At 36.4% G+C, this 12,462-nt stretch carries 9 protein-coding genes and 1 pseudogene; 1 reads left to right on the plus strand and 9 read right to left on the minus strand.

Translation table 11 applies throughout. The features are described from left to right. Positions 1-92: 92 nt before the first annotated feature. From N0K73_RS00420 to N0K73_RS00450, 7 genes and pseudogenes are all read right to left on the minus strand, one after another. Entirely contained in the window at positions 93-686 is a 594-nt protein-coding gene (locus N0K73_RS00420; protein ID WP_112250805.1) for a hypothetical protein, read from the minus strand. A gap of 133 nt (positions 687-819) precedes the next feature. Further along, entirely contained in the window at positions 820-1,242 is a 423-nt protein-coding gene (locus N0K73_RS00425; RefSeq protein ID WP_112250807.1) for a DUF3284 domain-containing protein, read from the minus strand. 19 nt (positions 1,243-1,261) lie between these two features. Further along, entirely contained in the window at positions 1,262-2,668 is a 1,407-nt protein-coding gene (locus N0K73_RS00430) for a glycoside hydrolase family 1 protein (RefSeq protein ID WP_112250809.1), read from the minus strand. Positions 2,669-2,734: 66 nt separating this feature from the next. Beyond that, complete coding sequence (locus tag N0K73_RS00435; protein ID WP_112250811.1) at positions 2,735-4,018, minus strand: PTS sugar transporter subunit IIC; 1,284 nt, start codon at positions 4,016-4,018, stop codon at positions 2,735-2,737. 27 nt (positions 4,019-4,045) lie between these two features. Next, positions 4,046-4,363 carry a PTS lactose/cellobiose transporter subunit IIA gene (locus tag N0K73_RS00440; RefSeq protein ID WP_057974025.1) on the minus strand — a complete coding sequence of 106 codons (318 nt, stop codon included), beginning with the start codon at positions 4,361-4,363 and terminating at the stop codon, positions 4,046-4,048. Positions 4,364-4,381: 18 nt separating this feature from the next. Next, entirely contained in the window at positions 4,382-4,693 is a 312-nt protein-coding gene (locus N0K73_RS00445) for a PTS sugar transporter subunit IIB (protein WP_057974026.1), read from the minus strand. Positions 4,694-4,825: 132 nt separating this feature from the next. After that, a pseudogene (locus N0K73_RS00450) lies at positions 4,826-7,517 on the minus strand (sigma-54-dependent transcriptional regulator). A gap of 186 nt (positions 7,518-7,703) precedes the next feature. Between N0K73_RS00450 and N0K73_RS00455 the strand changes: the two are divergent. Continuing rightward, positions 7,704-8,357 carry a TMEM175 family protein gene (locus N0K73_RS00455; protein WP_057974027.1) on the plus strand — a complete coding sequence of 218 codons (654 nt, stop codon included), beginning with the start codon at positions 7,704-7,706 and terminating at the stop codon, positions 8,355-8,357. Positions 8,358-8,364: 7 nt separating this feature from the next. On the opposite strand, the gene N0K73_RS00460 is transcribed toward N0K73_RS00455, so the two are convergent. Together N0K73_RS00460 and nagE are read right to left on the minus strand one after the other, a co-directional pair. Beyond that, entirely contained in the window at positions 8,365-10,284 is a 1,920-nt protein-coding gene (locus N0K73_RS00460) for a fructose-1,6-bisphosphatase (protein ID WP_112250817.1), read from the minus strand. Between the two features lie 174 nt (positions 10,285-10,458). Next, positions 10,459-12,441, minus strand: a complete 1,983-nt coding sequence (nagE, locus tag N0K73_RS00465) for an N-acetylglucosamine-specific PTS transporter subunit IIBC (RefSeq protein WP_112250819.1) — start codon at positions 12,439-12,441, stop codon at positions 10,459-10,461. Positions 12,442-12,462 lie beyond the last annotated feature (21 nt).

Raw genomic sequence — 12,462 nt, forward strand, 5'->3', positions numbered from 1 at the left:
TAAAATAAAAAGAATCTTACTTTTTAGTAAGATTCTTTTTATTTGGATTAATTTAATGGTCATCGACAATGGTTATCATTTTTATAAAAAAATTAATTCAGTTTATTTTCAATAAGAAACTTCATGAATTTTTCTGTACATATTTTAATATATTCATCAATATCTTTGTCCGAAATCAACTGGGACCTTATTTGATTACTATCTAAAAAGTCCTTATTTAAATCATTAATTACCTCGGAAATATCATTATCTACTATTTCAGTAACGCCCGTCATTATCGCGGGGCTATACTCTAAAGGTTTTAATTTGTATTTTTCTATAAGTCTGCTATTAAAGTAATGAAAATCTGCATAAAATTTCTTTAGGGCTTGTTCTTTAGACTCATTTTTATTTTCAATAATGTCCTTTTGATATATCGTTTTCAACCATATATCATCAGAAATTAAATGTAAATAATACCCTAGTTTGAATGGACTTAACGTTTGACTATATTTATTCAAAAATATATCGGGAAACATCTCATGCTCACCATCTGATTTTATTTTCATAAAATGAGTTAATTCTTTAGGAGTCTTTGAGCTTTTATTTACATCAGGTGCAATACTCCCAATTAAGAATTCTTCTCCAAGATTAGCTTTACTAAAAATATTATTCGCTATCGCATAGTGCATGATTCTTGATCCCATGTTTATCTCCTTTTTATCAGAATATCCATACAATAAAGAGCCCTAACCACTGGATGATTAGAACTCCTATTAGTTTCCACCAACACTAGCGCTGACGAAAAATTTAGATTATGGCCTCAGATTATATTTTTCGTCAGCTCGTTGCGTACTTACCTTCAATTTGTTTCATCATTTTTTTAAAATTTCTCTTTTTGAAGAAACTCATCATCATACTCATAAAGACGTCATTCATTTGCTGCATCTTACCCTTAGAAGTCATTGATTCTTTATAACTTAACAAGCAATGGTCGGCGTCAACCGCGGTAATTTCATATTCCACTTCAAACTTGTTACGGTTATTCTCAGTTTGAAAATGATAGCTTTCATTCTCAACAATTTTAGTTACTTTTAGCGCAGCTGTTTGCGTTTTTGAGAAGTTTTTTGTGAATTCAAAATCCTCTAATTGGTTTCTCTTCAACTTACGACCCGTTTGTGTATGAATATCATATAATACGGATTCCATAATCTGATCAAACAAATAAGTCGCCGGCATTTTTAATTTTATTTCCATTTCCATAAGTCAGTGCCTCCACATTTTAGTCGCTAAATCCATTTTGTTCTGTCATTTCTTTAAACCAGTACCCACTCTTTTTAATTGTCCGTTTAGCCTCATTATCCAAATCAACGCTAATAAATCCATAGCGATTCTTATAGGCGTTCAACCATGACCAATTATCCATACACGTCCACATATGGTAACCATGAACATTACTGCCTTCTTCAAGCGCCTTATGCACCCATTTCAGATGGTCTTGAATAAATTCAATTCGATAATCATCATTGATTTGACCATCAGCGTTAATAAATCTAGCTTCGTCTTCAACGCCCATCCCATTTTCAGAGATAAAGCAATCAATATTACCGTAATTATCTTTAATATTAATCAGCGCATCATAAATGCCTTTTTCATATATTTCCCAACCACGATACGGGTTCACTTTTTTCCCCGGCATATCATATACCGTATAGAAGTCTTCAGGCATCCACCCATTTTCGCCTTCTGGTTCAACTTGAATTTCTTTTGCTGCCGCTCGTCTTGGTTGATAATAGTTTACACCTAATAAATCAATCGTATTTTCTTTAATGATAGCTAAATCACTTTGGTGATAGGTTGGCATTAAGTCATACTCACCTAACCAATCAACGATATCACTTGGAAATGTCCCTTTAATTGCGGGATCTAAAAATGAACGGTTAAAGAAACCATCTACGAATTTAGCTGCCTTAACATCTGCCGAATTTGTATTATCCTTAGGATACGTGGGCATTAAGTTTAAAATAATCCCAATCGTGCCACCTAAATTAAGTGCATGATACTTTTCGACCGCTTTAGCACTTGCTAAAGCCTCATGATAAGCCACTTGGACACCATGCTTTAAATTCCGTTCATCGGGTAAGTGCCACCCATATAAATAACCACCTTCGACGGGAACAATTGGTTCATTTTGAGTAAACCATTTCTTAACCCGATCACCAAATAATTTAAAACACGTTTCCGCATAATCGGTATATAGATCAACTACTTCACGATTTAGCCAACCACCATTTTCTTGTAATACCATCGGCATATCGAAATGATACAAATTAATAAACGGTTCGATTCCGGCGGCAATTAAATCATCAATTAAATGATTATAAAAGGTAACGGCTTCTGGATTGACTTCCCCTGTAAATGGGTTCGGAATTAATCGTGACCATTGAATTGAAGTTCGATATGAATTATGGCCAGTTTGTTTCATCAGAGAGATATCTTCTTGGTACTTTTGATAAACCATCGATGTTTTTTCCGGACCAACTTGATTAAAAAACTTTTCGGGAGCCGTTTGATACCAAGCATCCCAGATATTATCAGCTTTGCCATCGCCCGCAACGCGTCCTTCAGATTGTGGGCCACTCGCAGCGGAACCCCACCAGAAATCTTTTGGAAATTCATATTTAGCCATAGTAAACTCCTTTATTTAGCACAAAATCCCTCTACATAAATTACGTAAAGAGATTTGCTTTTTATTTTATTTGTTGTCCAAAGCTTCTTCTTCAGCTTTTTCGACTTCTTTTGTTGCTAAGATAACAAATGGTGCATAGATTAATGCAGAGATAACCACATTGACTGCGGCTAAAACACCACCTGCCATACTCTTAGTTGCCAAGATTCCGCCAATAATTGGTGGTGTAACCCAAGGGGGCATTACCGTGGCTGCTGGCACAATTCCGGTGGCAGTTGCCACATAGGCAACAGTCACAAGTACCATTGGTGTTAGGATAAATGGTACAAACATGATTGGGTTCAACACAATTGGTAATCCAAACATCATTGGTTCGTTAATGTTAAAGATTCCAGGAGCTGCTGACAATGAACTAATCATTTTGTAAGGTTTGTTTTTACGACCAACGATGAAAATGGCAATAATTAAACCAATTGTTGCACCAGTTCCACCTAAGTTAACGAATGAATCAAAGAATGGTTTGTTAACAATAAATGGAATTGCTTTACCTTCACTAAGTGCTTTAACGTTAGCTGCAATAGCAGGTGCGTTAATTGTTTGCATTAGTGGATCAATCATATTAGCACCATGCAATCCAAAGAACCATAAGAATGGTGCGATGAATGCTAATAATAATGCTGATGGATATGAGTTTGCCAAGCCCATGAATGGTTCTTGAACAAGTTTGTAGAATGATGCAATAATATCAGTTACGCCGAATCCTTGGAATAATGTATTAATAAAGGCAAAGATTGTGACAACAATCATTGCTGGAAATAATGATGCGAATGCTTTTGCTACAGCAGGTGGAACACCATCAGGCATGTTGATAATTAAGCGTTTGTTACCACTTAAACGTTGGAATAATTCTCCTGAAATTAACGCAACAAGAAGTGCTACGAATAATCCTGTTGAAGTCATACCAGCTAATTGTAAGCCGCCAAGTGCAAAGAATGAAGCAACTGATACTGTACCAGCAGCCATACCATCTTTACCGTATGATTTTGCAACGTTATGAGCGACTAAGAATGCAATGAATAATGACATAATACCAAAACTTGCATTCCAAACACCGCCACCTAAACTTTTCCAAATTGGAGCTTCATTAACTATTTTAGGAAATAGTCCATCCATGAAATTTGTAAATCCGGGGATAGGAAGGTTATTAACCAATGTTCCTAAGGCACCCAAAATCATAAGAGGCATGATAACAACGAAAGCATCTCGAATTGCTATTAAATGTCTCTGTGCGCCTATTTTTGAAGCTACTGGGATGAAGTGAATATCCATCCATTTTATAAATTTATCCATGAGTAGTTCCTCCTTAAATTCTGATACTTACCCGATCTTTTTGTACATGTCCACTACCTCACCGGCTAAGTCTCTGAATGTAATTGCATTCATTAAATGGTCTTGTCCATGGACCATTAATAAACTAACTGGTACCGGATCCCCTGAGGCTTCTTGCGTTAACATTGCTGTTTGAGAATGATGCGCCTCAATTAATGATTTATCGGCATCGGCTAATTTAGCAGCCGCCGTCTCAAAATCACCTTTTTTTGCGGCATGGATTGCTTCCATAGAATCACTCTTAGCGTTTCCGCCATTCACAATCAACCCCATGATTGTTTGCATTTGTGCATCATTTTCATTCATAATTGTGACCACCCTTTTTTATTTAAGTAATGTTTTAGCTGTTGCGAGTACTTTTTCGCCGTTCATCATGCCATAATCTTGCATGTTGATGACTTCTACCGGAATATCTTTATCGGCAACTTTTTTCTCAAATTCGTCTTTCATAAAACGAACTTGTGGGCCTAACATCAAAACATCAACTGGTTTTGATTCAAGCATTGAATCTGCTTCTGAAGCACCAACCGCAAAAATTTCTGAATCGTAATTTTCTGCTGCTGCTGCTTTTTGCATTTTTGATACTAGTAAACTTGTACTCATCCCTGCTGAACAAACTAACATAATTGTTTTCATAATTTACCACTCCTTTTTCTATTTATACTCTTATATACGCAAGTTCCGTGCCAAAAATAAAAGGTCTTAGAAAACGCTTACCGAAAGCGTTTTCTAAGACCTTTTATTTTACTTACACACTGTGGTTTGTGACTACACACTGATTTTATTCAATGTATTACCCATAAATATTTGGACAATATAGGCAACTTCATCATCTGAAATCGTAATATTATACATTTTTTCGACAATAATCAGTGCTGTTTTAACAATTTCCATCTGTAAATGTTTTTCAGCTGAAAATTCTTGAATGTTATCAAACGGTTTAATCGGTTGATCTTTTAGTCTTGAATCTACTAGGAAAGCTAAATGCATCATAATACCCACAATAATTTCAGGATCGAGAACAATCTGTAAATCCGATTGAATTTTAATAATCATTGTTTGAATAGTATGAATTAAATCAGGTACCGAATTAACAGAGTTAATGCTGCCCTCTAACGCTGTAATCGTTTCCTGTGTTAAATCACTATCAGATAGCATTCGTTGTAAGACTTGTAATGTTTCATCATTGAAGATATCAAGAGCTGAGAAAAATGGCACTCTTTGATAAGAAACTTCAACGGTTCCAACAATCGCCTTCACATCGTAATCCCGCATTAATGTGTTTATATGTTTTTTAAAAGCATCTTTTTCTAAATACTGCATTCGGATAACTTTTACTTCATCTTCATTTACAATTGGTACAATTCGATCATACAATCTGGCTGCGACCCCTTCACCAGTGAAACAAGCAACGATAACCGCTTTTTTTCTAGGACGCATATGGAAAAATTGTTCCTTAACGGATGATTCAAAAATATGTTGCGCGTTCGCGTAGATATCTTCTAGTTCACGTCCAGCAATCGCAATTCTTAACGATTCAAGGACGACCAGCGTACTGGTCATTGAAACCGCTCGAATATTAATTCCCGTTTCTTCACCTAACATTGAAGCGAAACTGGTTAACGAGCCCATATCCGTTAAAAGGAGTAGTCCTTTTTTCAACTGTTCTTGACTGTCTAATACGTAATCCCGAACTTGATCATAAATTTCTGAGACATTCACATCCAGTGGCATATTAATTGCCTTTCCTTTTGTTGTTCCCAGTAATTCCTGAGCCGTTTGTAACATTGAAGAAGCAGTTGATGCGCCATGCATTAATACAATGATACCGACCTTAATTTCATTTTGTTGTTTTTTTTCGCTTAAGTCGGTACTTAAAAACATTGTTATAAATCCAATTTCATCTAATGGAATCTCAATATCAAACTCATGTTCAATTCTATCGGCCATCTCCAAAGCCACACGAAATGCCTTTGGGTTTTTTTGGCGTAAGTTATTTAGGTCGGGATGCACGATTGCAACATTTTTTCTAATGCGTTCGATCGCGCTAACCAGATGTAATCCAAAAGCAAAACGCGCGCTTTCATTATACTTTTGACCCAATTTATTTTGGGCCAAATCGTAAACTTCATTGGTAACTGCCCAAACATCATCTGGTAATAATTCTTTACGGACGCCCTCACCAGATAATTGTTCAATATAATCTTTGAAATAACCCTTATTATCCGAATCAATTAACATTTTAAGATTTAATGACTTTAAATTTTGTTGATCGGTTTCACTGACCTTTTTATCAATCGTTTCATAGACAGTTGGTTTTTGGTCATTCTTTTCAACCGTCTCATTATTTTTAAACGTAACAACCTGTGTATTCTTTTCATTTGTTCTTTTTGCTAGGCGATCCATTAAAACATCGATTTTTTTATATTTTGATTTACCTTCTAAACGCCCTTTTTGAACATTTAATGGGAGGTCCTTTAATCGAATATATAATGACGTTGCATCATGCGTTCTGAAATACAAAAAAGCCTTCGCACAAACAACTTTAATATCCCGTTGAATTTGGCCAATATTCGCCTCTGGTTCATACAACAATAATATCCTGATTTAACCGCCCAACTTCTTGTTCAAAGAAGTTCATAACCATTCCGTAACGTTCATCAATTGTCCGTTTTGAGATAGGCGGTAAAGTAATTGCCATCGGAATTCGACGATTGAACGTACTTAAAAAGTTTTCAGACGTCTCAGTTGTTGCGCCAATAATCTGGACGCTGGCCTCTTTAGTGATTGATGATTCACCCAAAGGTCGATAAAACCCTTTATCAATAAAGGTAAAGAGCATCTCTTGTCCCTCAGGAGGTAATCGATGTATTTCATCTAAAAATAAAATACCACCATCAGCTTTTTCTATTAGTCCCTGTTTATCTTGATCAGCGCCCGTATACGCCCCCTTTTTCACACCAAATATATGTGCAAAAAGTAATTGTGGATTATTTGCATAATCCGCACAGTTAAATCGAATGAACGGTGCATCCCCTTTAACCATTTCTGACTCCAACGCAAATTGATACATACATTCAGCAAACAAGGATTTCCCAGTTCCAGTTTCACCAAAAATAATAGTGTGTAACCCTCTTGGTGGGTACAAAATAGCCGCTTCCGCCTGTTGAATCATGACTTTTAACGAATCATCCGAGCCAATTAATTTTTTGAAGCTCATTTCTTTTACACTTTTATCATTAATCTTTTTCTGCCGTATCTCTTTTTCTTCAACTGACGACCATTGATACAAGACAGGTCGTCCCTCGCTCTTAGTAACATCACCATTTTTGTACAAATCATTCAAATAACGACTGACATTTGCGCGGTTACACTCAAGCTCATCCGCAATTTGTGTCGCATTCATTACCGTTCCTTTATTTTTTAAAAGGTTAGCAATATCATTTTTTCGATCTCCCAAATTATCCACAACTCCCTACTTATTAACGAAAAACAAGAAAACGCTTACCTTGATTATAACGCAACCCCACCCTATTTACACACTAATCTTAAATTGTCTATAGAGGTCCCTATTTAGTTGCAAAACCGTTACTGTAACGCTATTATAAAGTTACTTATTCCGAACCGATTTTTAGGGGGCTTTACTATGAAACTCGACCGCGTACAGGCCTTTAGCGATGGTGTTTTTTCAATTTTAATTACAATTATGGTACTTGAATTTCACATAGATAATTTTAAACCAGGACATTTATTCAATGAAGTACTTAACCAATGGCCAATATTTGGGACGTATCTCATTTCATACTTGTACGTGGGTACCTTGTGGTTATTCCATCATGATTATATTGCTGGATTGAAGATTACCGATAGAGGCTTAAATATTTTAAATTTACTGATGCTCTTTTCAATTACATTAATTAATTATCCAATGACGTTAATATCAGCCGTTTTGGCATCCGGTAATACGCCAGATATCCGTACGGCGTTCATTTTTTACGATTTGGTTGCACTGTTTATCTCGGGAACATTTTTACTGATTTATTTTTATGTTAACCAGCATTCTTATTTAAAATCAAAAGCAAAACCAGAATCATATTACCAATCGATTCGCTTTGATCCGCTTGGTTCAATGGCCATTTATGGGACATCAATTGCCTTATCGTTTGTTAATATTTGGTTATCTGGATTTCTTCTTGTAGCCGGTATTATCTATCATTTCATTGCTTATATTCGGATGAGTGCTAGTGAAGATCTTGCCGAAAAACTTGCATTAAACAAAAAAAATCTTACTGGTAAGTAAGATTTTTTTATTTGCTCCGTAAATATTTTTTTAATTCTACAACCCGTGCGGCTAGTTCTTGGCCCACGTCTGTCTCAGCAATGGTTTGTCTACTAACTTCACTATCAATAATGCGTTTCACAGAAATAATATCTGTTCCATTTTCAATTGAATCCCACATAGATGTAAAGGGTTGATGCGCAACTAATTGTAGCCCATATGAATTTGAGAGCAGTGTGTATCCCCCAATCCCAGTGGTTGCTTGATACGCTTTAGAAAATCCACCATCAATAACAATCATTTTTTTGTTAGCCATAACTGGTTCATGTCCACGTTTAACGGGCGTATGCCCATTAATTATTTTTCCATTATCCGGATTAAGTTCAAATTCTTCTAATAAATGACGACAAAAATCTTCATTGTGGCGTAATTTATAGTAGGCATTTGGTATTTCTATTTGAACCTCTTTATTATCTATGAAGTAACGTTCAAATGTTTTCATCGCATGTTTACCGAACAACGGCGACTTTGGTCCTTGCCAAAGATACCAAAGTAAATCCGTCTCAAGGTCAGTTGATTTTTTTGGCTCCGCATAACTTTTCCGTAAATTATCTTCAAAAAACAGTAACAACTCCGGACCGGCATATGATTTACCTTTTAGATCAAAGCTCTCAAGTTCGCCGTTTGGCATCACCGGGATACAACCGTGAACTAGTAAATTACCGTTATATCGTTTGAACATACTACCGCGCCTCATCATAAAATCTAAATGTTCCCGTAATTTAGTCGCGTGGATAAATGATTGGACTAATTTATCCATTATTTCTGCTTCATCGGCCGTTAATTCATACGGATTGGTCCAATCAACCGTCTGGAAACAAGTATCTTGCAACGAATAACGATTACCATCAATATCGATTTCTGTTCCGTCATTTATAATTTTATCCAATATGGCCCGATTATCCATATCAAAATCGGGGCGTCTTTGAATAATTTGTCCTTCTAATTTAAATTGAATAATCGCCATTGCTTGGTGCATTTTAGTCATCAAAAGCCGTTCATCTTCTGTAATTTCTTCTTGAGCTGAGTTAACTTTTGGCGAAAATGCCGGATTATCTTGATAAATTTTATCTGCAAATGAGGCTAAGTGTCGTAAGTTTATACCATAAGCATCTTCAACAATAGCTAAATTATTATACCTTGCACAAATTCTTAGCAGATTAGCAATGCATAGAGGTGAACCGGCTACACCACCTAACCATAAAATATCATGATTCCCCCACTGGATATCAACTGAGTGATAATCCATCAAGGTTTTCATGATTTTATCTGGGTTAGGACCACGATCAAAAATGTCACCAATCACGTGTAAGTGATCAACAACTAAGCGTTGGATGGTATATGCAGTCACAGTTAAAAAGGCTTCAGCCTGATTTAAGTCAATCAGATTTTCAATAATCCGATTATAGTAATCCCTTTGATCTAATTCATTTGAATTACTATATAATAATTCTTCCGTTATATATAAAAAATCAGGTGATATTGCTTTTCTGACCTTCGATCGGGAGTATTTTGTGGCCGTTTTTTGTAATAACTCAAGCATCCTACCAATCGTATCTAGGTACCATTGATCTAATTCGGATTTCGAAGTCATTTGTTGCTTTTTGGCTATCAATTTTTCTTCAGGATAGTAAATTAAAATTGCAAAATCTTGTATATTGGCTTCAGTTAGACGACCATTAAACGTTTCTTTAATCTTCTGTTTGACATTCCCAGAACCATTTCTTAAAACATGTTGAAAAGCATTATATTCACCATGAATATCGCTAACAAAATGTTCCGTCCCTTTTGGTAAATTAAGAATGGCTTCCAGATTAATAATTTCAGTAACGATACTTTGTTTTGTTGGATATCTTTTTTCCAACAATGTTGCATAGTAGGAATTCATTCGAATGTCCTCCCTTAATTTTGTAATGCGCTTACAAACACTATACCACGCTATTTAAACAATACCAATTATTAATTTTAAAACTATATCTATTATCAGATACGCTTACCTGAGCCAGACGATTAGCTATACCAAAAAAGCAGATTGGACGTACCAATCTGCTTTTAACTACCCTTATTTTGTTTGAACAATCGCTGAAACTTCATTAGCTTTGACCACTTCATTCAAATGCTCAAATGTTATGTCTGCGACTTTATCCATATTTGTGAAAACAACCATCATTGTTGTTTCTTTACCGGCATCTTTAATTGCATCCAAGTCAACGCGCGCAATTAAGCTGCCTTTTCCAACACTTTCACCTTCTGAAACAACCACTTCAAAGGGTTTCCCCTCGAGTTGGACAGTGTCAATCCCCATGTGCAGCAATACTTCTATTCCCGTTTCAGTTAAAATACTAACGGCATGTTTGGTAGGGAATATGCTCATTACTTTACCGGCAACCGGCGTATAAATTTCACCGTCAGTCGGTTCCACGGCATAACCATCGCCCAACATTTTCTCAGCAAAAGTTGTATCTTTTACGTCTGATATGCTCATTAATTGACCGTTTGAGACTGTATAGAATTCCTCACGTCCAAATGAACCGGGTGCAACTAGATTAGCTGTATCGTCCAATTTATCAATATTTTCTTGAAGGTCCTCGTTGCTAAGCGCGATTGCCTCAGCTTTTCCTTCATACAATTTACCCAGCTCATCTGCAACAAATTGAACCTCTGTCCCAATCACGACTTGAATGTTTGTTTTATCAATAACTTTAAATCCGGCAGCACCTGATGATTTAAGCGCGGCTTCATTAACAAGACCAGTATCTTTAACCTGTAATCGGAGACGCGTCGTACAGTTATCAACGACCGTTAAATTATCTTTGCCACCCAACGCAGCATAAACAATTTGAGCCTGTCTTGTATATTTATCGTCACCTAATTCTGATGATAATTGAACATCGTCAGAGATGGGTTCTCGTCCCGGAGTCATTAAATTAAATTTTTTGATTGCAAAATTAAATAATGTGTAATAGATAATAGCCATAACAACACCCTGCACTAATAACATCAATGGTAAATTAGCCATGGGCACACGTACACTCAGGACGTAATCAACCAGACCGGCACTAAATGTAAATCCGGCGGTCCAATGCATAAATGCGGCAAACGCTAAAGATAAGCCCGTTAACGCTGCATGAATCACATATAAAGGCCATGCAACAAACATAAATGAAAATTCTAATGGTTCACTTACACCAGTAAAGAATGACGCAAATGCGCCCGCTAACATCAATGATCCAACTTCTTTTTTTCGTTCTGGTAAAGCATTTTTGTAGATAGCGTATGCCCCAGCTGGTAACCCAAACATCATGATGGGAAAGAATCCTGCCATGTACATACCAGTTGTTCCTTTGACTCCTGTATTACTCCAAAAATTTCCAATATCGTTAATTTTAGCAACATCAAACCAAAACACTGAATTTAAAGCTTGATGTAGCCCCGTCGGAATTAATAGACGATTAAAGAACCCATATAGTCCGGCACCTGCCCAACCGAGACCAACCATGAACTTACCGAACGCGACTAACCACGCATAAACCAACGGCCATACAAATAATAATGCTAATGTTACAAAAATCATGACTAAAGCAGACATAATTGGTACTAGTCGTTTCCCACTAAAAAAGGAAATAGCCATCGGTAGTTTTACGCTGTGAAAACGATTGTACATTGCGGCCGCGATTAATCCCGCAATAATACCAATAAAGACGTTACCGCTAATAGAACTAAACGCCGGATTAACATCGGTAACTTTTATTCCCAACAACATTGCAACCGAAGTTGGTTCCAACATTTTAACGGGTATTTCAAATGCTACAACCCCTGCCAATGCGGCAGCTCCATCTTTATTAACTGACATTCCCAATGCAAGTCCAGCAGCGAATAAGAGCGCCAGATTGCCTAAAATAGCATTTCCGCCTGCCTGCATAAATGTTGCCGCAAACCAATTTTGCGGTAACCAATTCCCAATTCCAACTAATAACGCTGCTGCCGGTAAAACTGCGATTGGCAACATAAGTGAACGTCCCATTCTTTGTAAATAACTTTTCATAATTTATCCCCTTTTTATCTT

The organism is Dellaglioa algida (assembly GCF_030127605.1).
In the GTDB taxonomy this organism is placed as follows: domain Bacteria; phylum Bacillota; class Bacilli; order Lactobacillales; family Lactobacillaceae; genus Dellaglioa; species Dellaglioa algida.